Raw genomic sequence first — 23832 nt, 5'->3', positions numbered from 1 at the left:
TCTCGTCAGCCCCCATTCCTAGGGACATGAGAAGTAGCACTATGATATACATATCGCTCTAATCCTTCTGAAAAGTGGTCCTACCCGCAAAAAGGAATTTTTGCTCCACTTCGCCGAGACAAAAAGGTATTACTCTAGGGTGATGATAGGCGCACCAACCCACCACCCGACTGTTGACCGTCGGGCTGAGACGTTTTTTGGTTAGATAATTGAATATATGCAGCCAGCCGAAGCGCTGGCTGGCGATAACGGCGGCAATGTGCAGCGCCATGGTTCGGCGCTGGATGGAGTTCGCTCTAATCCCTTGCATCGACGCATCCTGTTCCCTGTCGATTTGCGCGCGCCTACAACCCTATGGCGCGTAGTGGATTACAGTCTGTATTCGGTGCCGGTTTTTGGCAAGCCCAAAGTGCGGGTTGCCCTACGTTGCTGACGAATCATTTAGAGAACAGCGAACGACGTCCGGCCGATCTGGCGGGCGCTTTTTCCTGAGTTTCTTTGCGGCTTGGGGTTTGAGGCTGGGGTTTGCCCTGCTGAGCTTTCTTCACCGTCTTGCCCGGCTTGGCTTTCGCTTTGGATCTGACACCGCTGCTGTTTTCCTGCAGCGCCTTGCCGTCGATAAGCTTGCCGTTTTCGGCCACCGGCACCGGCTGTAGCTGCAGCGGCTTGTTGATCAGTTCTGAGATCGCTTGCAGGAATCGGCGCTCCTCCGGTGCGACAAGGGAGACCGCCAGTCCCTTCTGACCGGCACGACCGGTGCGCCCGATACGGTGGACGTAGTCCTGGGGCTGGTTGGGCAGGTCGTAGTTGACCACCTGGGGCAGGTTGTCGATATCCAGGCCGCGGGCGGCGACGTCGGTGGCGACGAGGACATTGACCTCGCCGTCGGCGAAAGCGTTGAGCACGGCGATACGCTCGCGCTGGTGTTTGTCGCCATGGATCGCCAGAGCGTGAATCCCCTCGTGCTGCAACGCGGCGGCCAATTCGTCGGCACGGCGCTTGGTGCGGGTGAACACCAGGGTCTGCTGCCAACGGGCTCCGGTGATCAGGTAGGCCAGTACATCAGCCTTGTCGCGGTTATCCACCGCATAGGCGCGCTGCTGCACGGTGGCGGCGCTGGTGTTGCGCTGGGCGACGCTGACACGCTTAGGGTTGTCGAGCAGTTTGTCGGCCAGCACCTCGACGCTTTCATCCAGCGTGGCCGAGAACAGCAGGGTCTGCTTCTGCACCGGCATATAGGCCAACAGCGCCTTGATCTCGTTGATAAAACCGAGATCGAGCATGCGGTCCGCCTCGTCGAACACCAGTATCTCGAGCTGATCCAGCGACAGTTTCTTCTGCTTCAGCATATCGAGCAGCCGCCCGGGGGTGGCGACAAGGATATCGGCGCCCCGTTTCATCTTGCGGATCTGGTTGTCGAAGCGTACACCGCCGAAGATGGAGATCACCCGCATACCGAGCAACCGGCCATACTCCAGCGTGTTGTCGCCGACCTGGATCGCCAGCTCACGGGTGGGTACCAGCACCAGACCGCGAATCTCACGGTATTCCGGGTTGCCCGGCTGCTTGCTCAGCCGTTCGATCATCGGCAGGGCGAAGCTGGCGGTTTTGCCGGTACCGGTCTGTGCCTCGGCGATCAGGTCGTGGCCGGCCAGCACCAGCGGAATCGCCTGGGTCTGGATCGGGGTCGGCTCGCGATAGCCCAGCGCCTCCAGCGTGGCGTTGAGTTCCGGGCAGAGCTTCAGATCGGCAAAACCGCTCATATCATTACTGTTCCCGACTCACTGTTCCTGAGACCGCAGGTACTCCTCGTAATCGCCGTGGAAGTCGACGATACCGGTGGGAGTCAGTTCGATGATGCGGGTGGCCAGGGAGGAGACAAACTCACGGTCGTGGCTGACGAACAGCAGCGTGCCGGGGTAGTTCTCCAGCGCCAGGTTAAGCGACTCGATCGATTCCATATCCAGGTGGTTGGTCGGTTCATCGAGCAGCATGATGTTGGGTTTCTGCAGGATCAGCTTGCCGAACAGCATACGGCCCTGCTCACCACCGGAGATCACCTTGACCGACTTGCCGATCTCCTTCTGCGAGAACAGCATGCGGCCCAGAGTACCGCGGATCACCTGCTCGTCATCGCCCTCCTGGCCCCACTGCGCCATCCAGTCGTAGAGGTTCTTGTTCTCTTCGAATTCGTGGGCGTGATCCTGGGCGTAGTAACCGATCTCGGCATTTTCCGACCATTTTACGGTACCGGCGTTGGGTTCCAGATCGCCGACCAGGCACTTGAGCAGGGTGGACTTGCCGATACCGTTAGGGCCGATGATGGCGATGCGCTCACCCACATTCACATGCAGGTTAAGGCCGGAGAACAGCTCCTCGTCGAAATGCTTGGCCAGCCCTTCAACCTCCACCGCGGTGCGATGCAGCTTCTTCGCCTGATCGAAGCGGATGAACGGGTTCTGCCGGCTCGAGGGTTTGATCTCCTCTAGCTGAATCTTGTCGATCTGCTTCAGGCGCGAGGTAGCCTGGCGCGACTTGGAGGCGTTGGCGGAGAAGCGGCTGACGAAGGACTTCAGGTCGGCGATCTGCGCCTTCTTCTTGGCGTTGTCGGCAACCATGCGCTCGCGGGCCTGGGTGGACGCGGTCATGTAGTCGTCGTAGTTGCCCGGATAAACCTTCAGTGTGCCGTAGTCGATATCGGCCATGTGGGTACAGACGCTGTTCAGGAAGTGGCGGTCGTGCGAGATTATGATCATGGTGCACTGACGCTGGTTCAGCACGCCTTCCAGCCAGCGGATGGTGTTGATATCCAGGTTGTTGGTCGGCTCGTCGAGCAGCAGGATATCGGGGTCGGAAAACAGTGCCTGCGCCAGCAGCACACGCAGTTTCCAGCCCGGCGCGATCTCGCTCATCGGGCCGTAGTGCTGTTCCACAGGGATGCCGACACCGATCAGCAGCTCGCCGGCGCGGGACTCGGCGGTATAGCCGTCCATCTCGGCGAACTCCGCCTCCAACTCGCCGGCACGGATGCCGTCGGCTTCGGTCATCTCCGCCTTGGCATAGATCGCATCGCGCTCGGACTTGATCGCCCACAGCTCCTCGTGGCCCATGATCACGGTATCGACGACGCTGTACTCTTCATAGGCGAACTGATCCTGGCGCAGCTTGCCCAGACGCTCGTTCGGGTCCTTGGACACGTTGCCGCTGCTCGGCTCCAGATCGCCGCCGAGGATCTTCATGAAGGTGGATTTACCGCATCCGTTGGCGCCGATCAGACCGTAGCGGTTGCCGTCGCCGAACTTGACGGAGATATTTTCAAACAGCGGCTTGGCGCCGAACTGCATGGTGATGTTGGCTGTGGTAAGCAAGAGAGTTCCCGGAATTCGTACTTTGGAGGATGCGGCATCGTCGACTGCGCGAGCTGCCGTTCACAAAGTGCGCAGTATGCCACATTTGCCCCGCATTTGCTGCGATAGCACAACCGTAATCAGTTTCATGAGCGGTCATCGGTGCTATCGTTAGACTCATCGCACTATCGCGACCAGCTGTGAGCAGATATCACAGTGCGCTGGCCGGGATAGAGGGTCAAAGGATCGAAACCAGTTGCGGGGTTCAGGTGCCAACCAAGATCACATATTGCCTGTCTTGGCTTCTCCTTCTGTTTAGTACGCTCGCCTTTGCCGGGGGATCGGCTGATCGGCCACTGGAGACTGTTCGCTTGCAGCTCAAGTGGTTCAACTCCTTCCAGTTCGCCGGTTACTACATGGCGAAGGAAAAAGGTTTTTACGCCGACGCGGGACTGGACGTGGAGATCATTGAACGCGATCCCAAGTTCAACAATATCGAGCAGCTCATCGCGGGCGATGCCGATTACGGTGTTGCCGATTCGTCGCTACTGCTTTATCGAGCAGATGGTAAGCCCGTCCGTGTCATGGCCTCGATCTTTCAACACTCACCGCTGGTTTTCGTCGCCCATAAGTCTGCCGATATTTTTGGCCCACAAGATTTGCAAGGCAAGCGAATCTCCTACCAGAAGGGCCTCGATGATGCTTCCCTACTCTCCATGCTGCAGGAGGGTGGGGTTAACGAGGGTGACTTCGAGTTTGTTCCACTGGACTTTACCGGACAGGCCTTTATCGATGGCAAGGTCGACGCCACAAGCGCCTATCTCAGCAACCAGCCTTTCAGACTGCGAGAACTCGGGATCGACTTCACCATTCTTAATCCACATAACTACGGGATCGACTTTTACGGCGATATTCTGTTCGCAACCGACGCAACTCTCAGCGAATATCCAGAGCGTTCCAGGCGTTTCATGCAAGCCTCGATCAAGGGCTGGGAATATGCACTTGAGCATCCTCAGGAAACGATCGGAACCCTGATCGCGAAATACAATCCGCAAAGATCCAGAGAGCACCTTGAGTACGAAGCCGATGTAATACGGCGCATGGTCAACCCAAGTCTCGTGGAGATCGGCTACACCAGTCCCGGCCGTTTTTATCGCATCGCCCAAATTTACCAATCATTGGGCAAGCTGGAGGAAAAACAAGCCGAGGAGGCACTCAAGACGCTGATCTGGAACCCCAACGAGCAAAAACAGAAGCCGCTGTACTACCTGACCGTTGCCTTTGGGCTGGTTGCGGTATCGCTGATCGGCGTGTTGGCGGTACTGTTAGTCAACAGTCGTTTGAAGGACATCATCGCTGCACGCACGCACGAACTGACGCGGCAGAAGCTTATGGTCGATAAGCACGTCATCATCTCGGAGACCGATCTGGAGGGCAGGATTACGGCGGTAAGCGAAGCCTTCTGTCGCCGGGCCGGTTACTCGCAGAATGAAGTGCTCGGACTTAATCATAATATTGTGCGCCACCCTGAGCGACCGGACGCCTTCTACCTGCAGATGTGGAAGCAGCTTAAAGCGGGCGAGAGTTGGGAGGGGGATCTCAAGAATATCGACAAGTATGGCCAACCGTACTGGGTCCACAGCAATATCGAACCCATTAGAGACTTTCAGGGCAGGGTTACCGGCTATCGCGCGGTCTCCGAGGATATCACCGACCACAAGCGGCTGGAGATCCAGTCATCGACCGACCCGTTAACCGGACTGGCTAACCGCCTTAAACTGGATCAGGTGCTGGAGCAGGAGTTCGCCCGCTCCAAACGTTACGCCTCTCCCATCTCGGTTATTCTATTGGACGTGGATCACTTTAAGTCGATCAACGACCGCTATGGACATCTGACCGGTGATGCAGTGCTGAAAGAGCTGGCGATGGCATTGCAGCTGCAGATCCGGGCCACAGATGTAGCCGGTCGCTGGGGGGGCGAGGAATTTATGATCGTCTGTCCCGGCATAGCCACCGACGCAGCGATGATCTGCGCCGAAAAGTTACGCAAAGCGGTGGAAACAAGGTACTTCCCAGACGTAGAGCACCTCACCGTAAGCTTAGGGGTCAGCGGTTATTCGGCAGAGGATGACTCCCCGATCACGATCGTACAGCGGGCAGATCATGCCATGTATCAAGCCAAGAGTAGCGGGCGCAACCGGGTCTGCTCCGAGTCTGCCGATATACAACGGACAGCGGAACTCAAGTAGCCCCCCAAGCCAACACACATAACTTACAACAGAGTGCAAATGGATGTCGGATCGTAAGCAGGAGCATAGGTTTCTATCCAGTGAACGAGGCCTGTTCGTCACCCTTTTCGTGCTTTACCTGATCGCCACAACTGCGCTGACACTGTTCAGCTTTCGTGCCAGCCGGGACGAACAGCTGGCCCAGACCCGCTCCACCCTGTTAACCGCGGCTCGCGCCGGCGGCCATATCATCGGCCTCTACTTTCATGACATATATGACCGCAGCCATTCCCCGGGTCAGGTGCATTACCAGTTGATCGTCGAATCGCTGAACCGGCTGGTAGAGGACCTGCCCGGAGTGGAGTACGTCTATTCCATGGACGTGGTCGATGGCGAAGCCTATTTCATCGTCAGTAATGAGACCAAGGAGGATCTCGAGCGCGACACACCCAGCCTGTTTTACAACCCCTACCGCTCCGCCCCCGACCAGCTGTTCGAGGCAAATTCCAGCGGTGAAGCGATCTTTACCCCGATCTACACCAACGAGTGGGGGAGCTTCCGTTCCGCATTCGTACCGACGCAACGCTCGGATGGCACCAGCTACATCATGGCCGCGGATATCAAGGTGGATGGCCCGGACACACTGTTCATCAACAGTCTGAAGATCTCCGCATTTACAGCCCTCGCCGGACTGCTGCCCCTTTACCCACTGCTGTGGCTTTACCGTCGCCTGCAGCGCAATCGAGAGCGTGAGCTGGAAAAGGAGCTCTTCTACGACCGGATCACCGGACTGCCCCGGGTCACGCGGATGGAACATGAACTTCAGGATCAGCCTGGCCCTTTCAGCGGCATCCTGATCAATCTGGACGAGTTTCATGCGATCAATACCCTGTTCGGCTACGAAACCGGCGATCGACTGCTGATACAGGTGGCCGACACGATCAGCCGGCAGTTGCCTGCCGACGCCCGACTCTTCCGCTCACTGGTGGATGAGTACTTTGTGTTGCTGGGAGAGATCCAACCCACCAGCCCCCTACAGCTGACCCAACAGTTGCTGGCCTCGATCTTCGAACCGATAGAGGCTGAAGATAACCGGCAGATAAGCGTAACCGCCCGCGCCGGCATCGCCCTGCATATCACCCGGGCCGCCGATCTGCTGAACTACGCCCGCGAAGCGATGGACCAGGCGCGCGCGAGCGGCAAAGAGATGCAGCTCTATAGCGACGACATGCACCCGGAGGAGCGTTACAAAAGGAATCTGCATTGGCTCAACAAGGTCAACGACGCGTTTCGCCAAGGCCGCATCATCCCCTGGTTCCAGCCGATACTCGACACCCGCAGCGGCAAGATCTGCCATTATGAAGCGCTGGCTCGGCTTATCGATGCCGACGGCACCATCCATACGCCCTATACCTTTCTACCGGCGATCCGCAAAAGCCATCTTTACCGTCAACTGACCACCGCGATTATCGAGCAGAGCTTCACACTGTTTTCCAATCGTCAATCCAGTGTCGCGATCAACCTGACCCGTTTCGACCTGCTCGACCACCAGACCGTGGACCACCTGATCCAGTCGGTAGCGACCTACGGCATGGAGGGACGGGTGATTATCGAGGTGATCGAATCTGAATCGATCGACTACCAGGATGAGGTTTTGCAGGTACTGCAGCGCTGCAAGCAGGCAGGCATCCGCATCGCCATCGACGACTTCGGCAGCGGTTACTCCAACTTCGACCAGATGCTGAAGATTGAGGCGGACTACTTGAAGATCGACGGCGAACTGGTGCGCCGCCTGCATTCCAGCAGCAAGGCGCAGGCACTGGTGGCGGCGGTGATCAGCTTCGCCCACGGCCTCAACATTCCGATGATCGCGGAGTTCGTCGAGGACCGGCAAACGCTGGAGAAGCTGAAGGCGTTTGGTGTTCAGTATGTCCAGGGTTACGGCGTTGGCCGACCGGCACCGGCCAATCAACTGGAGATCGAATAGCCGGTGCTTACAGCTCACTACTTGCTTTTCAGAAACTGCCGGGGGCACACTGCAGGCAGGTCAACCCCAGCTCTCGCCAGCGCGCGACCACTGCATCGCGATCGTCGATCACCAACCAGGGCTGAAAACCATCAGCGCGAATCTGCGCCAGCAGATCCTGCTTCACCGCCTCATCATCGACAGCATCATCGCCCTGAGCACGCAGATACACTCCGTCGTACGGAATCTCGTGGCGATCAAGCCAAGCCAGGGTGTGATGCCGGTGGGAATCCGGTCGACCGCTGCAGATCACAATACGCTGCTGCTGCGCCTTGAGTATCCGCACCAGAGCACGGATCGGCTCGACCACCGGCGCCTCACTCATATGGGCAAAAAACGGTTCCCAATCCTTCTCTTTCTTGAGTACCCACTGGTGCACCTCGGACGGCTCGAACTGAGCCAGGGTGCCATCCACATCGACAATTACGGTATCAGCGTTGTTCAATCCAGTTCTCCTTGATCTCATTCATCGTCCAGCCGTCAGCGACCGGCTCGATCAGTACCGGCTGGGCGTTTGCTATGCGTGGGCCATGCGGCGTGCCGGTCTGCAATGCACGGATCACCCGGTATACACCGGAGTGCGCGACAATCAGCGGCAATTCATGGCGCGCCAGTATGCGGTTCATCGCCTCTAGCACCCGCCGACAGAACGCCGGCCACGACTCACCCTCAGGCGGTGTCACTTCGTAAGGCGTCTGTTCATCCAAAGGCCTGAGCTCCAGCGCCCCCCAGTCCCTTTCGTTCAAGCCGTTAAACGGCTGAGCACTCTGGTTGGGCAGTGCCAGCTGCGCCGTGTGCTGCGCCCGACGTAGCCCACTGCAGGCCACCAGACTCCACCGCTTGCGTTGAAGCCATTCAGCGCTTTTGGCCTGGGCTTCACCTAACGCACTCAGTGGCACATCGGTAACGCCGCAGATCAGGCCCTGCGCGTTCATCGGGGTTTCCCCGTGACGCATGAACACAAAGGGGCGGCGTAACAGTGTTAAATCCGAATCGCTCATGACGATCTGTTCAGTCCAATGCAATAACCGCATCCTGCGGTCGATAGAGTCGCGGCCCGAGCACACCACGCCATGCACAGGCGTCCTCGAGCGAGGTAAATAGCGGCACCACCTGCTCGGCATTAACCGCCTCGGCCAGAGAGCAAAGATCGGACGCGCGCGGGTGCACATTCCAGCGCAGCCACTGTGCCCTGCCCGATTGCACATCGCCCCTAGCCTTGGGCGGCAGGTAGCCTGTGTAGATCAGCTGGCGATCGCCGCGGGCGATCAATGGCTCGATCACAGGCCCTATCCCTTCAGGGCTGCCCACCAGTACGACCTGCGCCGAGGCCAGATCGGTGGATACCGCCAACCGGGCAAGGCGTGATCGCGCACCGGGCTGAAAGCAGCCATCGGGCAGCGTCAGCAGGCGATCCAGCTGCTCGGCACAGCGCTGATCCATGGCCCAGCTGATGCCGAGGTCATCAAGCCAGAGCGCCATCTCCAATGCCCGCCCCGAGGCTGGAACCGGCAACAGCGTCGGCCTGATCAGACACCGCTCAAGGGCCTTGCGACACTCATCCTGTGCGCGGTCGTAGAGACCGTAGGAGGCATCGAGCAGTGCCAAGGCAGCAGGCGGTGGCGGGTCGAACCGAAACAGGGTGGACTCCAGCGAAAAATCACCGCTGTATAAAACGCCACCGCCAATCTCAAAATGCAGCCAGACGCCACCCAGCGAATGTCCTGCCTGCCCACAACGCAGTGTCACACCGGCAAGATCGATCTGCCCCTGTAGCGGCAAGCGCCGCCGGTCCAGCCGTAGGGGCAATGATGCCGCCACTGGCTCGGTCGCATAGACCGGCATTCCCGCAGTCAGCAGGTCAACGGCCCCCATATGATCCACGTGGTCGTGACTGATCACCACCGCATCAACAGGACGATCATCGGGCAGATCCCAGCCTCGCGGCAGGCCCGGTTCCAGTGGCCCGCCCAATTCGATCAGCAGGCGGGCGTCCGGCGTATCCAGCAGCATCGCCGCCGGAGCCTTGTCGCCCAGTCCACTGAGGATCTGCAGCTGGCTCACCGGCTCGCCTCCAGCGCCCAGCCGCGGGTAACCTGAATCGCTGTGCGCTGCCCCGGCTGCAGCGGCCGGTTATGGTAGGCCATCAACTGGGCACCGCTGTCCAGCAGCAGCTTCAGCTCATAACGCTCGCCACGGTAGATCGACTCCGCCACAGCAGCAGGTACGCCATGATCCACCACCTGCACATCCTGAGGGCGGATCAGCACCGGTGTGGCGGCACCGCTACCGGTCATTGATAATCCCCGCGAGAGCGACTCGCCGCCTACCTCGCATCCGGCGGACACGCCCTGCACCGGCGCGACTCCACCCTGCCCGATGAACCCTGCAACCCACTCGCTGCGCGGGTAGTCGTACAGCGCCTGCGGCGTGCTCCACTGCTCCAGCCTGCCACGGTTCATCACCGCGATACGGCTGGCCAGCGACATCGCTTCGGCCTGATCGTGCGTGACATAGATCAGCGTGGCGCCGGTACGACGGTGGAACTCGCGAAACGCGTCTTCCATGGAGGCGCGCAGATGGCGGTCCAGATTGGCCAGCGGCTCATCAAGCAGGACCACATCCGGTTCGGTGACCAGACAGCGTGCCAGCGCAACACGCTGACGCTGTCCGCCGCTGAGATCCCGCGGTGCCCGGTCAGCCAGATGGCTCAGCTGCACCGCCTCAAGCGCTTCGCCAACACGCTGTTTGCGCTGCGCTTCGCGAAGCTTCTGCATCTTCAGCGGATAGCCCACGTTTTCCGCCACGCTCATGTGCGGCCAGAGCGCATAGGACTGAAACACCATTCCCATCTGGCGCTGCTCCGGCGGCAGGTGAACAAGCTCATCGGCCAGCACCTTGTCACCCAGACGGATACAACCGGCCGAGAGGGCTTCAAAACCGGCCAGCATTCTCAGTACGGTGGTTTTGCCACAGCCACTGGGCCCAAGCAGGGCAACGAACTCGCCGGGCTCGATATTCAGGTCAAGACCTTCCACTGCCGGTTGGTCATCGAAGCGTTTACAGACATTTTCAAGAATCAGGTGCGCCAAGGTATCACTCCTTTGGGTAGCCAACGCCCGACCAGGCTGAGCAACAGCATCAGGGCCACCACCATCGTTACGATCACCACCGAAACCGCGGCGGCGAGCACGCTGTCGCCGCCCTCATCCAGGTTGAACACCAGCACGCCCAGCGTCTCGTTACCGGCACTCCAGAGCAGCGCCGAGACAGTCAATTCATTTACCGCGGTCAAGAACACCAGCAGACCGCCGGCGAACAGCGCTGGCGCCACCAGCGGCAGCACGATCTGCACCAGTCGGCGTATGGGGCCTGCGCCTGCGAGCTGCGCCGCCTCCTCCAGCGAGCGGTCCAGCTGCCCGGCACTGGCCATTACCGGCTTCAAGGCGATGCTCATGAACCTGGCCAGATACGCGATGAATATGATGCCCAGCGAGCCGTACAGGCTGACCTCGATAACCGGCAAGGGTCGCGCGAACAGCAGAATGCAGGCGATCGCCAGCACCACGCCCGGAATCGCATAGGGGATCTCAACCAGACTGTTAACCGCAGTCTGCAACGGGCCTGACATGCGTTGCAGTAGCCAGGCCAGCGGCAGGCTCAACAGCATCAGACAGAGTGCAGCGCTGCCGGCCAGCCACAGACTGTTGCTGAATGCCCGTGCGGTCACACCCTGACGGGAGAGCATCTCAACATAAGCCTCAAGCGTCAGCGTCTCGGCACTCAACGACACACCCAGCGCCGGGACCAGAGAACTCACCATCAGCGCCAGCAACGGTGCCACCAAAATCAGTGCCAGCACCGCCCACAGTGATGTTTGAAGTAACCGGCGATGCACGGGCCGCAGCACAAAGGCCTGGGCCCGGCCGGAGTGGCCGACCAGCTCGTAACGGGCCCGGCGCGAGAAGTGCTGCTGCAACAGTACACCCGCCAACGCCAGCACACCGATCAGCATCGACAGCACCGCCACCTCGCTGAGCACGCTTTGACCAAAGCCCGCCATGTGTTGATAGATCAGTGTCGGCAGCACGTAGTACGAGGCGGGGATACCCAGCATCGCCGGAATACCGAAGTTGCCCAGCGCCGAGACGAATGCGATGGCCGACGCGGCGATCAGGCCGCTGCGACACAACGGCAGTATCACCTGACACCAGACCTGACGCTGACCGGCGCCACTGATGCGCGCCGCCTCTATCAGCTCGGCGGGCAGGTTGATCAGGCTGCTGCGCAGGGTCAAAAACACCAGCGGTGCATGCTGAATCCCCATCAGCAGTGCGATCCCCTCAGCGGAGTAAAGCGGCTGCGGCGAGCCCAGCGCGGGCGCCAGCCCCAGAGAATTGAGTAACGGACTGCTCGGTCCGGAGAGCTGCAACCAGCTCAGTGCCGTCACCTGAGGCGGTATCATCATCGGCAGCATGAAGCAGAACACCAGCCACTGCCGCCCGCGTACATTGGTGAGCGACAGCGCACAGGCAAACAACGAACCCAGAAACAGCGCGATCAGTGTTGCCAGTGACGAGGTGTAAAAGCTGTTGAACAGCGCCTGCCAGGTAGCGCCATCGCGCAGCACCCTCGCCAGCGGTGATTCGCTGCCCAGTTCAAGATGGCTGATCGCCTCCAGCAGCAACCGCACACTGGGTGTCAGGCTCAGCAGAACAATCAGCGTCAGGATCAGGGTAACCAGCCATCGCGGCTGGTCCCCCGATAGTGCGCGTACACTCATTATCAACCGCCGAAGAGTTCGCTAAAGCGCGTCTTGTTGGCGTCGGCATTTTTCAGCGCATCCACAGCATCGAACGCCATCAGACGGATTTCGCTGCGCGGCGGGAAGCCTTCGGGCGGCGCAACCTGATCGCTGGCCGGCAGATAACCCTGACTGCGCACCAACTCCTGCCCCTGTTTGGAGAGCACGAAGTCGACGAACTTGTGCGCGGCATCGACATTCTTGGCGTCCTTCATGATCGCCACAGGCTCGGTCACCATGCTGCCACCCTCTTTCGGGAAGACAAACTCAATGGGTGAGCCTTTGCGCGCTTCGCGGATCGCGAGGAAATCGACAATCGCACCATAGGGCTTGTTACCGGAGGCGACCGCTTTGAGTACGCCACCGTTTCCGCCCTGCGCCTGCGTCTGGTTGTCGGCCAGCGACTGGTAATACGCCCAGCCCAGATCAGGGTTGGAGGTCAGCGTTTCGAGATGGATCAGCGCCGCACCGGAGTAAAGCGGGCTCGGCATCGCCACCTGCCCCTTGTACTGAGTACCGGCCAGATCCGCCCAGCTCTTGGGATGCTCACTGGCGTTAACGTGGCGCACAATGCCGGTGGTGATCAGCTTGGTGCCATAGTAATAGCCCTGATGCTCGTACAGTGTCTTGTCGTAATGGCTGCGCTCCGGGCTCAGGTAGGGCTGAAGCCGCCCCTCCTGCTTGAGCGATTCCATGGTGACGGTATCGGCGATCAGCAGAAGATCGGCACGGGAAACGCCGCTCTCAAGCTCGGCGCGCAAGCGCGTCATCAGCTTGGTGGTGCCATCGCGCACCCACTCCACCTCGATATCCGGGTAGGCCTGAGTGAACGCGTCGACCGTGGCTTGGGCATCGGTATTGGGCTGGCTGGTATAGAGCACCAGTTTTTCATCGGCCAGAGCCAGCATCGGCAAGGAAAGGCCGGCAACACCGGCCAGTGTCAGGAGCTTTTTCATGGGCATGTCATTACCTCCGTGATTTCGTATCTGCAAAGGTAATGTCATCTCCTTACACCAGAATGACAGTGCGCTTTCGTTTTGATGCCCTGCACTTTCGTTTGGGCGTTTCAACGGTTTCCATCGCACTTCAAGGTGTCATCGATGCATAAACGAAGACAGCAGATCACCGAGCTGGTCAACACACGCGGACGGATCGAGCTGCAACAGCTGGCGACCCATTTCAACGTATCCGTGCAGACCATCCGCACCGACGTGCGGGTATTGGCTCAACAGGGGCTGATACTGCGCAATCACGGCGAAGCTCTGCCCTTCCCTCACCGGGAGAACATCAGCTATGACCAGCGTCGCATTCGTAACGCCGGTGGCAAGCGCCGGATCGGCAGCCTCTGTGCACAGTGGCTTAACGGCTATCAGACGCTATTTCTCGGCACCGGCTCGACAGTTGCCGAGCTGTCGGCCCAACTCGGCGCACTGAAGGGACTGCAGATTCTGACCAACAACCTACATGCGGCGCGCTTGCTGTGCGGGCACCCGGATTGCGCACTGACCATCGCCGGCGGGCGGGTACGGCAACGGGATCAGGATGTGATCGGCGGTGATGCTCTGCGCTTCTTTCAGCGCTATCAGGCGGATATTGCCATCACCTCAGTCGGAGCCATGGACGACGGCGGACGGCTTTACGATTACAACGACGATGAGGTGATGGCGCGGGAGGCAATACTGGAGCAGAGCCGCTTTCACATTCTGCTGATCGACAGCAGCAAGTTCGGCACCCATGCGCCGTGCAGTGCAGGCAGGCTTGAGCAGTACGATCTGGTGGTCAGCGACACCCCACTACCGCCAAGGCTGCACGCAGGACTCAAGGCAAACGGTCGGAATACGCTGTGCTGAGCAGACTCGAAAACAGCGTCAGAAGTCGCGCACCTTGCCACGCATGGACTTGGTTTGGCCGCGCTGGTTTTTCTTGTCCATGCGCTTTTTCTGCGAACTGCGGGTGGGTTTTGTTTCGCGTCGCGCCTTTTGCACTCTGGCAACACTCTGGATCAGCTCACACAGGCGCTCAAGGGCATCGGCCCGGTTCTTCTCCTGTGTGCGGAACTGCTGCGCCTTGATCACCACTACACCCTCCAGGGTGATACGCTGATCGGACAGCGCCAGCAGCCGCTCCTTGTAGAACTCGGGCAGCGAGGAGGCTCGGATATCGAAGCGCAGGTGGATGGCACTGGAGACCTTGTTCACGTTCTGACCGCCCGCGCCCTGGGCGCGTATGGCGGTCAGCTCGATCTCGGCATCGTCCAGTACTACTGTGTTGGAGATTCTCAGCATTAGAACCGTTTCTGATAACGGTGGCAGTAAGGCGTCTTGCCGGTTTTGACGTAGTAGTCCTGGTGGTACTCCTCGGCGCGCCAAAACCGCTGCATCGGCAAGACCCGGGTGACCACGTCTAAGCCCTTGTTCTCCAGCAGTGCGATCAGCTTGTCGACGATACCGCGCTCCTCGTCATCGTTGACGAACACCGCCGAGGCATATTGTGGCCCCAGGTCCGGCCCCTGGCCATCATCCTGGGTCGGGTCATGGATCTCGAAGAACAGCTTGGTCAGCGTCTCGAAATCCACCTGCGCGGGGTCGTACAACACCTCGACGGTTTCCAGGTGGCCGGTGGTTTTGCCGCACACCTGCTGGTAGCTCGGGTTGTCTACATGGCCGCCCATATAGCCGGAGACCACCGCCACCACACCCGGTACCTGCTGCAACAGATGCTCGACACCCCAGAAGCAGCCGCCGGCAAAATAGGCTTTCTTCAGTTCACCGCCCTTTTTAGACGCCAGCTCCTCGGCGCTGACGAAATCCATCGAGATGGAGTTGACGCAGTGGCGCTGATTTTTGGCGGTCAGCATCTCGCCCTCGAACACATGACCCAGATGGCCACCGCAGTTGGCGCACAGGATCTCGGTGCGCCGCCCATCGGCATCCACCTCGCGGCGGACCGCGCCCTCTATCTCATCGTCGAAGCTGGGCCAGCCGCAGTGCGACGGGAACTTGTCTTCGGAGCGGTACAAGGGTGCGCCGCACTGTTTGCAGGTGTACACGCCGGTTTCGAAAAACTCGTTATACTTGCCGGTAAACGGGCGCTCGGTGCCCTTATTGATGATGACCCACTGCTCTTCCGGGGTCAGTTTTTTGTACGTCATGGCTAAACCTCTTAAATCGACCCGTTCAGGCCCGTTCTCCCTTTAGTCGGTCGTACGCGTCCGGCCTTACATTCTCATTGAATCTGTTCCGCTTGCACTCCGTTAGTGTTCTCCACGGCGCAGCGCTGATCTTCGTTATCCGAGCACAGTGCCAAATCAAGCGGGCCGCTCGCCCAGGCACTCTGCATCGACGGTTCGTCGTAGAGGGTTTCCAGTTTGCCTGCAATCGCCTCGCCGACAAACAGCTGGGGATTTGACGGTTTGAAGTTATCCTCCAGCTCCCGTGCCGTTACCCACTCCCTGGCCAGTGCAAAGGCTTCAATAAAGCGGGGCTCCTGCATTAGCGCCTGCTTGAAATAGGCGGTGCCGAAATAGGTGAAATCACTGGTCGAACCGCAACCAAAGGAGGTGCGATCGGCCGCGGCGGCGGTAATCACCAGTGTTTGCGGCGATTGCAGCGCCTCGACAAAGCCGCCGGAGTAGCAGCTGGATACCAGCAGCACGCGCCAGCGGATCCCCGCGTCATCCAACGCCTGACGCAGTTCGGGCGCGGTCAGGTCATCCAGCTGCAGTGGCCCCATCTCCACCGAGAAACGGTGGTCGGCACTGCCGTGGGAGGTCATGAACAGGAACAGCACGTCCTCCTCCCTGTCCATCCGCTGGCCGATAGCATCGAGGGCGCTACGCAGGTTATACCCATTGGCCAGCGGGTAATAATCGACGGTAGAGGGGTTGTTGGCCAGAATCAGCGAACGCCCCTCAGTGGCATAGCGGCGATCGAACTGCTCACGCACATACTCCACCTCATTCAGGAACACATTCTCCAGGCCGTAGCTGCCGAAGGCGAGCAGATAGAGGTCCACAACACCCGGGCGTTGAGGCTTGAGATCGGCCAACCCACTCGCCATCAGCTGCGGCTGGGCGTAGTAGATAGCCTCCACATCAAGCTGGCTGATGGGGTTTTCCTGCGCCTCCACTTGGCGGTAATCGGTGTACCAGAGATCGATCCGCGGCATCATCCACAGCGCCGCCAGTGCCCCGAGGCCATAAAGCAGCGTGGTCGCCAGCCCCCGGCGCATACGAACCCCAACCACTCCCCGCAACAAGCGCAGCAGGATAAACAGTTGCCAGCAGAAGGTAAGACCAAAATAGAGCCCGAGCCCCAGCGCCGATTGCTGCCACTGCATGATCGCCCAGAGCAACGCCTGGGCAAGCAGCATTAACGGCAGAAACGCACTGAGCATGCCGACCAGTATCTTGCCGAAACGGGCGTTATCGGCACCAGCCAGCCGCGCTGCCAGCAGCAGCAATAGCAGCTGAACCAGGTAACTGGCAGCCAGGTAGTCGACCCCGTAGCTATTGAACAGTCGTGGTGGATCAACCTGAGCAAAGGCGATGATGAACTCCAGCGCGAACAGTAGCACCGCCAGGGTAATCAGTTGCCCCGGCGAGACCTTCAGATCGCCGCTACGCACCCGCCGCCAGAACGTTAGACCCAAGCCGACCCTCAGGTTGCAACCCAGATCGTCCAGCCATTGCAGTTGCGGCCGCTTTGCCTGCCCATCACTCATCATCCTCTCCCTGTCGTAGATCACCGGTCCTCTCCCTCTCGACCTGCACACCGAATATACCCTGAGTTTAACCCGAATCGCCGTCGAACTCAGAGCGCCCGAAAATTATCGCCGCCCTATTCTCATCCTTCACTTTCTCTGAAATACTCGGGTTTATGAACATGACAGCACTGAACCGACGACAGACCGCTTTTTACGCAGACTACTGCGGGATAGCCCCTGTCCGAGCGAGACGCTGTTAACCACCTGGTCATATCCAGGCAACAGATCACGAAGGCCACCGGTATCCCCGGTGGCCTTTTTTTATGTACAGGATGTACGGTGTCCCGCGAGCGCATGGATGCGCAGGAGCGGGCACCACCCCGAAGGCACCGCATTCTGTACTCAGCGCCTTAGAAAACCGAAAGGGACGAAAAGCATGGAATCGAAATACACCGCGTTGATGCAGATCGCGGCCAAACCGGATATCTGCTTCACCGAGGGGCAGGGCAGTTACCTGTACGACCGCGACGGCAACGCCTGGCTCGACTTTGTCCAGGGCTGGGCGGTCAATACCCTGGGCCACAGCCCTGAACCTGTCGCTCAGGCGATCTGCGCACAGAGTCGGCGCCTGATCAACCCGAGCCCTGCGTTTTACAACGATCAGGCACTGCAGCTGGCCAACCGTCTCACGACCCTGAGCGGCATGGATCAGGTGTTCTTCGCCAACAGCGGCGCCGAAGCCAACGAGGGGGCGATCAAGCTGGCACGTAAATGGGGCCAGAAACATCGCAAGGGTGCCTGGAAGATCATCACCTTCCACAACGGCTTCCACGGCCGCACCCTGGCCACCATGTCGGCCACCGGCAAGCCCGCCTTCGAGCCGCTGTTCAACCCCAAGGTACCGGGCTTTACCAAGGTGCCCTATGGCGATCTGGAAGCGGTGGCCGCCGCCATCGATGAACAGACCGTGGCGATCCTGCTGGAGCCGATCCAGGGTGAGGCCGGCGTGATCCCGGCCAGCAGCGATTTCCTGCAGGGGCTGCGCGCACTGGCCGACCGGCAGGGGCTGCTGCTGATGCTGGACGAGGTGCAGACCGGGATCGGCCGTACCGGCAACCTGTTCTGCTACCAGCAGCACGCTATCGAGCCGGACGTGGTCACACTGGGCAAGGGGCTGGGCGGTGGCGTGCCAATCGCGGCACTGATGGCGAAGCAGCACGCTTGCTGTTTCGAATACGGCGACCAGGGCGGCACCTTCAACGGCAATCCACTGGTCTGCGCCGCGGCACTGGCGGTGCTCGAGCAGGTCACGACCCAGGGCTTTCTTGAGCAGGTCAACGCCGCCAGCAGTTACCTGAGCGATAGGCTGATGGCACTGTCGACGCGCTATGACATGGGCCCGGTGCGCGGGACAGGCCTGCTACTGGCACTGGAGACCGGTTCGCTGGACGCGCCGGCAATCGTCAAACAGGCACTGGAGCTGGGCCTGCTGATCAATGCACCCCGGCCCCATACCCTGAGACTGATGCCATCACTGACTGTCAGCAACGGGGAGATCGACCGTATGGCTGAGCTACTCGATGCCGCTATCCAGCGCAGTCTGGCCTGAATGCCCTGTATGCACCGCCCGGCCGGGAGTCCTTCCGGTCCGGGCGATCCTGCTCCATCCGTTATCCGGAGGAGCCACCGGCCTCCTGCTTGTAGGGATTCTTCGGCATCATTGTGGGCGGCAGCGGCGCCCGCCTTGCCCCCTCTTTCGGTCCATAGTGCTCAACCAGATAGTCGAGAATGGTATCCTCGGTTTCCGGCGGCAGTGGCCAGAGGCCCTGAGTCTCCTGCATCCAGCGGATGATATACACCCAACGGTTGCGCGATCCGGAGTTCTGGGTGACCAGCTTGGCGGAGTGACAGGCGGTACAGGTGTTTTTCACGGTTTCCCAACCTGGGCCGATCTCAAAGCCGGTTTCCGGGTCGGTCTCAGCCGAGGCCCCCAAAGGCAGCAATAGCACTAGCGGCAGCAGTAGCCGACGCAATATTCGTCCCGACATCTCAACCCCCTCACACGATCTGAACCGCGATGCGGTGACAGGCGTTATTGAGATAGCCTTTCGGGTTCCATCCGGGAACGACCATCGGTTGAGAACGGCCTTCGGAGTCCGTCGCCTTGGCCCAGATTTCGTAGTAACCGATCTCGGGGAAGTCCAGCACCGTACTCCAGTGCTGCCAGGCCAGGCGGTTGGCCGGTGCCATCAACTTCGCCTCGTGCCAGGTGGCACCAAAATCGATTGACACCTGCACCTTGTCCACCGCCAGATCCCCGGCCCAGGCGTGGCCCCGAACCACCAGTTTCTCCCCCTTGGCCTGAGTCAGCCCCGATTCGGGAAAGGTGATCAACGACTTCACTGGCATCGACTCGATGGTTACGAAATCCGACTTAGGCACCTCTGTACCGGGCGCCACCGGGTACTTAGGCATGCTGTAGGAGGGCGCGGACATCTTGGCGCCGTCATGTTTCTTGTTGCGGATCACGATTTTCTGCAGCCACTTGCCCGATACCGACCCGGGCCAACCGCCACAGACCACGCGCAGGGGATAGCCGTTGAGATAGGGGATATCCTCACCATTCATCGCCCAGGCGATCAACGACTCATCCTCCAGCGCCTTGCTCATCGGCACCCCGCGGGAGATCGGGTGTTTACTTGTATCGCCACTGACATGGGAATCGGCACCATAATAGCCGATATAGACCGCATCATCCTTGATACCGCAGGCTTCAAGCACGTCACGCAGCCGCGCGCCGGTGAAGGTCGGACAGGCCACGGCACCGGTGGTCCACTGGTTGCCGCTGGCGGAAGGCACGTACTCGGCACGACCGTTGCCGCCGCACTCGATCGTCAGTTGGTAGGTGTAGTGTTCAAACTTCTGCTTGAGCTCGGCGATGGTAAAGGTCATCGGCGTGGCGCAGGACTCGCCCTCGATACTCAGCAGCCAGGTCTCCGGATCGATAGATTTTAGTCCCGGCGGAATACCGTTATTGCGCACGAACATGCGGTTGGCGGGCGTAATCTCGTCGTCGAGCAGATGGGGCGGGGTTTCCGCATTGATCGGACGGTCATTGAGCAGGGTCAGGCCATCCTTGCCCTCGAGCATAAACGGCTCGTCACTCTGGGCGAAGGCCGCCGGGATCAAACCGCCAGGCATTTTGGCGGCATAGGGGATGGCGACGGCACCAAGGGCCGCGGTCATCGCCGCCAAGCCACTCTTTTTCAGGAAGCCGCGACGGGATTCGGGATCCACCTCTCGCCCCCAGACCAGGCGATCCGCCTTTTCCGGGTCTTGGTCGTATAGCTGATGCAGGCCTCGTGATTCGGGTGTTCTCTTTGACATAACAAAGCTCCTGGGGCCCGAATACAGATTCCAGTGTTCATCACGTCTGACCTTCGGGCATCTTGTTATCGGTATTACCCTTGAAGCCGGAGTACCAACCTTTGTGCAGGAAGCGCTGCCGGCCGCGTCGATATATCGATTTCAGCCTAGCAGCGGCAGACGATAACGCCCGCCTTATATTAAAAAAATCTAATAAAGCTTATCCTGCTATCCCGCTTGAATAACCGTTCTATTACGGCGACAGCGCAACACACTCCGCATTCGCCCTGCTCCGTCGGACTTGACCGGGTCATCAACCGGGGCCAGAGTAGCGGCTTCTTCGACGGGAGAGCCTAGATTGGAACTGGACCTGCTGCTTATTCTGACGTTTTTGGTCACCGGCCTGGTGGCGGGCACCATCGATGCCATTGCCGGCGGCGGCGGGCTGATCACGCTCCCGGTACTGCTGGCCAGTGGCCTGAGCCCAGTGCAGGCACTGGCCACCAACAAGCTACAGGGCAGCTTCGGCACCTTTGCGGCGAGTGCTTATTTCGTACGCAAGCGCCAGGTAAACCTGCGCGAAATGCGCGGCATGATTCTGTGCACCTTCGTCGGCTCCGCGGCCGGTACGCTGCTGGTGCAGCACATCGACAACTCCATCCTGGCGGGGATCATGCCGGCGCTGCTGATATTGATCGCGCTGTATTTCGCCCTCTCGCCCCGGATCAGCGACGTGGACCGCGAGCGGCGCATCGGCACCACCCTGTTTGCGGTGGGGATCTCCAGCGCCGTGGGTTTCTACGACGGTTTCTTCGGCCCCGGCACCGGCACCTTCTTTATGCTGGCATTCGTCTCTCTGGCCGGGTTCGGCCTGGCCCGTGCCACCGCACATACCAAGGTGCTCAACTTCACCTCCAATGTCGCCTCGCTGCTGTTCTTCCTGCTCAGCGGACAGATCGTCTGGCTCGCCGGACTGTCCATGGGCCTGGGCCAACTGATCGGAGGCCAGCTCGGCGCGCGCCTGGTAGTCAGCCGCGGTAACCGGCTGGTAAGGCCGCTGATCGTGACGATCACGCTGCTGATGTCGGCCAAGCTGTTGTTGGACCGATTCGACATCGCCCTCTTCTAGGGAAGCTGTAGTAGCCGGTTAATACCCGCTGAGCCCATCGAACTGCTACAACATGATGACCCTCAAAACAAAAAGGAGAGCCGTCATGAGCAAGAAGATTCTGATGATCACCGGCGATTTCACCGAAGATTACGAAACCATGGTGCCCTTCCAGGCGCTGCAGGCGGTAGGCCACCAGGTCGACGCGGTCTGCCCCGACAAGGTAGCCGGCGACAGCGTGGCAACTGCGATCCACGACTTCGAGGGTGATCAGACCTACACCGAAAAACCGGGACACCGTTTTACCCTCAACGCCGGCTTCGACCAGATCGTCCCGGCCGACTACGATGCACTGGTCATCCCCGGCGGACGCGCACCCGAATACCTGCGCCTCAACCCGAGGGTGCTGGAGCTGGTGCGCCACTTTTTCACCGCCAACAAACCGGTGGCCGCGATCTGTCACGGCGCGCAGCTGCTGGCTGCTGCCGGCGTACTCGAGGGGCGACGGTGCTCCGCCTATCCGGCCTGCTCACCCGAAGTGAAGCTATCCGGCGGCGAATATGCCGAAATTGAGGTTGATCAAGCGGTAACCGATGGTAATCTGGTAACTGCGCCCGCCTGGCCGGCCCACCCGGCCTGGCTCGCTCAGTTCATGGCACTGCTCAACGGTTGAGAATGATAGGTGCTGACCGGACCGGTCCCTGGGGCCTGTTCGGTCCTTTGAGCAGCCGACGACCACTGAATCTATAACAAGAAAGTGAGGTGTTCGCGTGTGCAAGCTATTCATCAATGCCGATCCCAGCCTCTGGGACAGTTCGACCCGTTCCCTGCGCATCAATGACATGGTCACCAGCGTGCGCCTTGAGAACTACTTCTGGTACGTGCTGACCGAGATCGCCCGGCGCGATGAGATGAACGTGCCCCAGCTGGTCACCCGGCTTTACCACGAAGCGCTGGATACCGGGCACGATATTAACAACTTCACCTCCTTCCTGCGCGTGTGTGCCATGCGTTACCTCCGGCTGCAGCTTGCCGGCGATATTCCGCGCCGAACCGACATCCCGATTCGTACACTCGATGCCGGTGCTATCCTCAAACGTGAGCGCAGTACCCTGCATCACTCTTGAATTTAAGCGGAGGAGCCGGCCATGCGTCGAGTACTTCTCACCCTTCTGGCGCCGTTGCTGATCATCGGTTGTTCCGGCGATGGCTGGCGTACGGCCAGCCGGGAATCGGCCGGAATCGCCCCGGATCCGGGCGCTACCCCTGAGCCGATCATTCAGGTCTACGCGGCTGACGCCTGGGGCTGGCGCGGCATCTTCGCCGTACACACCTGGATCGCGGTCAAACCCAGTCAGGCAGACAGCTACACGGTATTCGAAGTGGTCGGCTGGCGCGCGCGGCAAGGACTCCCGGTCCTGCGCAGAACCCAGGATCTGCCCGACCGTTACTGGTTCGGCTCACGCCCGGAACTGCTGCTGGATAAACGCGGTCCAGGGGTCGACGATTTGATCGAGAAGATCGAGCAGGCGGTAGAAAACTACCCCTGGAAAGAGGAGTACCGGCTCTTCCCTGGCCCCAACAGCAACACCTTCCCGGCCTGGGTGGCGCAGCAGGTTCCCGAACTGGGGCTTGAACTGCCCTGGCGCGCCATCGGCTCGGGCTGGGCCGACTGAGACTGGCGTTTGGAGCCGCACTGCCCTAGAGTGGCGTTTTTCGAGCATTGCCGGGACACACTATGAAAATCTGGGTCGACGCCGACGCCTGTCCGGTCGTCATTAAAGAGATCATCTTTCGCGCCGCCGAGCGTGCCGGCATCGAAACCACGCTGGTGGCCAACCAGCCGATGCGCACTCCACCGTCAAAGTTCATCCGCGCCATTCAGGTCCAACAGGGGTTCGACGTCGCCGACAACGAGATCGTCAAGCGCGCAGAAGCGGACGACCTGGTGATCACCAGCGATATCCCGCTGGCCGCCGAGGTGATCGAAAAAGGCGCCCTGGCGCTGAGTCCCCGTGGCGAACTGCTGACCGCGAACAACGTGCGGGCACGACTGAACATGCGCGACTTTCTCGATACCATGCGCTCCAGCGGCGTGCAGACCGGCGGCCCCGCCGCACTGAGCCAAAGCGACCGCCATGCCTTCGCCCAGCATCTGGACACGCTGATCGCCCGCGCCAAGCGCTGATCCCTCCCAAGCACCCTATACCCCCCAGGAGTTATGGCGCTGCCCGCGCCGGCTCCCTAGA

The 23832-nt window shown here is 60.1% G+C and carries 23 protein-coding genes; 9 read left to right on the top strand and 14 right to left on the bottom strand.

The genetic code is table 11. The annotated features are described in order from the left end of the window. Positions 1-58: 58 nt before the first annotated feature. From IEX40_RS17655 to IEX40_RS17645, 3 genes are all read right to left on the bottom strand, one after another. Positions 59-310, bottom strand: coding sequence for a hypothetical protein (locus tag IEX40_RS17655; protein WP_188750664.1), 252 nt, complete (start codon positions 308-310; stop codon positions 59-61). 127 nt (positions 311-437) lie between these two features. Continuing rightward, positions 438-1763 (bottom strand): DEAD/DEAH box helicase, encoded by a 1326-nt coding sequence (locus tag IEX40_RS17650; RefSeq protein ID WP_188750662.1) that lies wholly within the window; start codon positions 1761-1763, stop codon positions 438-440. A gap of 18 nt (positions 1764-1781) precedes the next feature. Beyond that, positions 1782-3368 (bottom strand): ABC-F family ATPase, encoded by a 1587-nt coding sequence (locus IEX40_RS17645; RefSeq protein WP_188750660.1) that lies wholly within the window; start codon positions 3366-3368, stop codon positions 1782-1784. 248 nt (positions 3369-3616) lie between these two features. Here IEX40_RS17645 and IEX40_RS17640 point away from each other — a divergent pair, with 248 nt between their 5' ends. Together IEX40_RS17640 and IEX40_RS17635 are read left to right on the top strand one after the other, a co-directional pair. Further along, complete coding sequence (locus tag IEX40_RS17640) at positions 3617-5596, top strand: ABC transporter substrate-binding protein (protein ID WP_188750657.1); 1980 nt, start codon at positions 3617-3619, stop codon at positions 5594-5596. Positions 5597-5639: 43 nt separating this feature from the next. Continuing rightward, positions 5640-7562, top strand: coding sequence for a bifunctional diguanylate cyclase/phosphodiesterase (locus IEX40_RS17635; protein WP_188750655.1), 1923 nt, complete (start codon positions 5640-5642; stop codon positions 7560-7562). Between the two features lie 28 nt (positions 7563-7590). On the opposite strand, the gene IEX40_RS17630 is transcribed toward IEX40_RS17635, so the two are convergent. Genes IEX40_RS17630 through IEX40_RS17605 form a run of 6 tightly spaced genes read right to left on the bottom strand, consistent with a single transcriptional unit; the run spans position 7591 to position 13367 of the window. Beyond that, on the bottom strand, positions 7591-8067 hold the full coding sequence (locus tag IEX40_RS17630; protein WP_188750653.1) for a phosphatase domain-containing protein: 477 nt from the start codon (positions 8065-8067) through the stop codon (positions 7591-7593). Further along, positions 8033-8602 (bottom strand): histidine phosphatase family protein, encoded by a 570-nt coding sequence (locus IEX40_RS17625; RefSeq protein WP_188750651.1) that lies wholly within the window; start codon positions 8600-8602, stop codon positions 8033-8035. The genes IEX40_RS17630 and IEX40_RS17625 overlap by 35 nt, the downstream gene beginning before the upstream one ends. Positions 8603-8612: 10 nt before the next feature. Further along, the gene (locus tag IEX40_RS17620; protein ID WP_229680820.1) at positions 8613-9665 is read right to left on the bottom strand and encodes an MBL fold metallo-hydrolase; all 1053 of its coding nucleotides are present in this window, start codon (positions 9663-9665) and stop codon (positions 8613-8615) included. Further along, on the bottom strand, positions 9662-10693 hold the full coding sequence (locus IEX40_RS17615; protein ID WP_188750650.1) for an ABC transporter ATP-binding protein: 1032 nt from the start codon (positions 10691-10693) through the stop codon (positions 9662-9664). Before IEX40_RS17615 ends, IEX40_RS17620 begins: the two co-directional genes overlap by 4 nt. Next, the gene (locus IEX40_RS17610; protein ID WP_188750649.1) at positions 10681-12384 is read right to left on the bottom strand and encodes an ABC transporter permease; all 1704 of its coding nucleotides are present in this window, start codon (positions 12382-12384) and stop codon (positions 10681-10683) included. The genes IEX40_RS17615 and IEX40_RS17610 overlap by 13 nt, the downstream gene beginning before the upstream one ends. 2 nt (positions 12385-12386) lie before the next feature. Continuing rightward, positions 12387-13367 carry an ABC transporter substrate-binding protein gene (locus tag IEX40_RS17605; protein ID WP_188750648.1) on the bottom strand — a complete coding sequence of 327 codons (981 nt, stop codon included), beginning with the start codon at positions 13365-13367 and terminating at the stop codon, positions 12387-12389. 138 nt (positions 13368-13505) lie between these two features. On the opposite strand from IEX40_RS17605, the gene IEX40_RS17600 reads away from it, so the two are divergent. Further along, positions 13506-14255: a DeoR/GlpR family DNA-binding transcription regulator gene (locus tag IEX40_RS17600; protein ID WP_188750647.1), complete on the top strand. Its 750-nt coding sequence runs from the start codon at positions 13506-13508 to the stop codon at positions 14253-14255. Between the two features lie 18 nt (positions 14256-14273). On the opposite strand, the gene arfB is transcribed toward IEX40_RS17600, so the two are convergent. The 3 genes from arfB to IEX40_RS17585 all read right to left on the bottom strand — a co-directional run bounded on the left by arfB (position 14274) and on the right by IEX40_RS17585 (position 17151). After that, positions 14274-14690: an alternative ribosome rescue aminoacyl-tRNA hydrolase ArfB gene (arfB, locus tag IEX40_RS17595; RefSeq protein ID WP_188750646.1), complete on the bottom strand. Its 417-nt coding sequence runs from the start codon at positions 14688-14690 to the stop codon at positions 14274-14276. Continuing rightward, the gene (locus IEX40_RS17590; protein WP_188750645.1) at positions 14690-15556 is read right to left on the bottom strand and encodes a bifunctional methionine sulfoxide reductase B/A protein; all 867 of its coding nucleotides are present in this window, start codon (positions 15554-15556) and stop codon (positions 14690-14692) included. The genes arfB and IEX40_RS17590 overlap by 1 nt, the downstream gene beginning before the upstream one ends. A 74-nt stretch (positions 15557-15630) precedes the next feature. After that, positions 15631-17151, bottom strand: coding sequence for a C13 family peptidase (locus IEX40_RS17585; protein WP_229680818.1), 1521 nt, complete (start codon positions 17149-17151; stop codon positions 15631-15633). 394 nt (positions 17152-17545) lie between these two features. Here IEX40_RS17585 and IEX40_RS17580 point away from each other — a divergent pair, with 394 nt between their 5' ends. Continuing rightward, the gene (locus IEX40_RS17580; protein ID WP_188750643.1) at positions 17546-18718 is read left to right on the top strand and encodes an acetylornithine transaminase; all 1173 of its coding nucleotides are present in this window, start codon (positions 17546-17548) and stop codon (positions 18716-18718) included. A 61-nt stretch (positions 18719-18779) separates the two neighbouring features. On the opposite strand, the gene IEX40_RS17575 is transcribed toward IEX40_RS17580, so the two are convergent. Together IEX40_RS17575 and IEX40_RS17570 are read right to left on the bottom strand one after the other, a co-directional pair. Next, on the bottom strand, positions 18780-19157 hold the full coding sequence (locus IEX40_RS17575) for a hypothetical protein (protein ID WP_229680817.1): 378 nt from the start codon (positions 19155-19157) through the stop codon (positions 18780-18782). Positions 19158-19167: 10 nt separating this feature from the next. Next, positions 19168-20496, bottom strand: coding sequence for a molybdopterin-dependent oxidoreductase (locus IEX40_RS17570; RefSeq protein ID WP_188750642.1), 1329 nt, complete (start codon positions 20494-20496; stop codon positions 19168-19170). Between the two features lie 337 nt (positions 20497-20833). Here IEX40_RS17570 and IEX40_RS17565 point away from each other — a divergent pair, with 337 nt between their 5' ends. The 5 genes from IEX40_RS17565 to IEX40_RS17545 all read left to right on the top strand — a co-directional run bounded on the left by IEX40_RS17565 (position 20834) and on the right by IEX40_RS17545 (position 23771). Beyond that, on the top strand, positions 20834-21604 hold the full coding sequence (locus tag IEX40_RS17565; protein ID WP_188750640.1) for a TSUP family transporter: 771 nt from the start codon (positions 20834-20836) through the stop codon (positions 21602-21604). An 85-nt stretch (positions 21605-21689) separates the two neighbouring features. Then, the gene (locus tag IEX40_RS17560) at positions 21690-22256 is read left to right on the top strand and encodes a DJ-1/PfpI family protein (protein ID WP_188750639.1); all 567 of its coding nucleotides are present in this window, start codon (positions 21690-21692) and stop codon (positions 22254-22256) included. Between the two features lie 97 nt (positions 22257-22353). Next, complete coding sequence (locus tag IEX40_RS17555) at positions 22354-22710, top strand: ribbon-helix-helix domain-containing protein (protein ID WP_188750637.1); 357 nt, start codon at positions 22354-22356, stop codon at positions 22708-22710. Positions 22711-22731: 21 nt separating this feature from the next. Beyond that, the gene (locus IEX40_RS17550) at positions 22732-23259 is read left to right on the top strand and encodes a DUF3750 domain-containing protein (protein WP_188750635.1); all 528 of its coding nucleotides are present in this window, start codon (positions 22732-22734) and stop codon (positions 23257-23259) included. A 62-nt stretch (positions 23260-23321) separates the two neighbouring features. After that, positions 23322-23771, top strand: a complete 450-nt coding sequence (locus IEX40_RS17545; protein ID WP_188750634.1) for a YaiI/YqxD family protein — start codon at positions 23322-23324, stop codon at positions 23769-23771. The last annotated feature ends 61 nt before the right edge of the window (positions 23772-23832 follow it).

The sequence above is a fragment of the Marinobacterium zhoushanense genome (assembly GCF_014641945.1).
Taxonomy (GTDB): Bacteria; Pseudomonadota; Gammaproteobacteria; order Pseudomonadales; family Balneatricaceae; genus Marinobacterium_D; species Marinobacterium_D zhoushanense.
Note: the sequence above shows the minus strand (reverse complement) of the source record. Positions and strands in the feature narration are given on the sequence as shown.

Bases quoted from the DNA above. Each gene is read 5' to 3' on its own strand.
- IEX40_RS17625 (WP_188750651.1), bottom strand. From the start codon at position 8,602: ATGAGCGATTCGGATTTAACACTGTTACGCCGCCCCTTTGTGTTCATG.
- IEX40_RS17560 (WP_188750639.1), top strand. From the start codon at position 21,690: ATGAGCAAGAAGATTCTGATGATCACCGGCGATTTCACCGAAGATTAC.
- IEX40_RS17590 (WP_188750645.1), bottom strand. From the start codon at position 15,556: ATGACGTACAAAAAACTGACCCCGGAAGAGCAGTGGGTCATCATCAAT.
- IEX40_RS17650 (WP_188750662.1), bottom strand. From the start codon at position 1,763: ATGAGCGGTTTTGCCGATCTGAAGCTCTGCCCGGAACTCAACGCCACG.
- IEX40_RS17575 (WP_229680817.1), bottom strand. From the start codon at position 19,157: ATGTCGGGACGAATATTGCGTCGGCTACTGCTGCCGCTAGTGCTATTG.
- IEX40_RS17570 (WP_188750642.1), bottom strand. From the start codon at position 20,496: ATGTCAAAGAGAACACCCGAATCACGAGGCCTGCATCAGCTATACGAC.
- IEX40_RS17605 (WP_188750648.1), bottom strand. From the start codon at position 13,367: ATGCCCATGAAAAAGCTCCTGACACTGGCCGGTGTTGCCGGCCTTTCC.
- IEX40_RS17550 (WP_188750635.1), top strand. From the start codon at position 22,732: ATGCGTCGAGTACTTCTCACCCTTCTGGCGCCGTTGCTGATCATCGGT.
- IEX40_RS17655 (WP_188750664.1), bottom strand. From the start codon at position 310: ATGCAAGGGATTAGAGCGAACTCCATCCAGCGCCGAACCATGGCGCTG.
- arfB (WP_188750646.1), bottom strand. From the start codon at position 14,690: ATGCTGAGAATCTCCAACACAGTAGTACTGGACGATGCCGAGATCGAG.
- IEX40_RS17635 (WP_188750655.1), top strand. From the start codon at position 5,640: ATGTCGGATCGTAAGCAGGAGCATAGGTTTCTATCCAGTGAACGAGGC.
- IEX40_RS17630 (WP_188750653.1), bottom strand. From the start codon at position 8,067: ATGAGATCAAGGAGAACTGGATTGAACAACGCTGATACCGTAATTGTC.
- IEX40_RS17600 (WP_188750647.1), top strand. From the start codon at position 13,506: ATGCATAAACGAAGACAGCAGATCACCGAGCTGGTCAACACACGCGGA.
- IEX40_RS17580 (WP_188750643.1), top strand. From the start codon at position 17,546: ATGGAATCGAAATACACCGCGTTGATGCAGATCGCGGCCAAACCGGAT.
- IEX40_RS17610 (WP_188750649.1), bottom strand. From the start codon at position 12,384: ATGAGTGTACGCGCACTATCGGGGGACCAGCCGCGATGGCTGGTTACC.
- IEX40_RS17545 (WP_188750634.1), top strand. From the start codon at position 23,322: ATGAAAATCTGGGTCGACGCCGACGCCTGTCCGGTCGTCATTAAAGAG.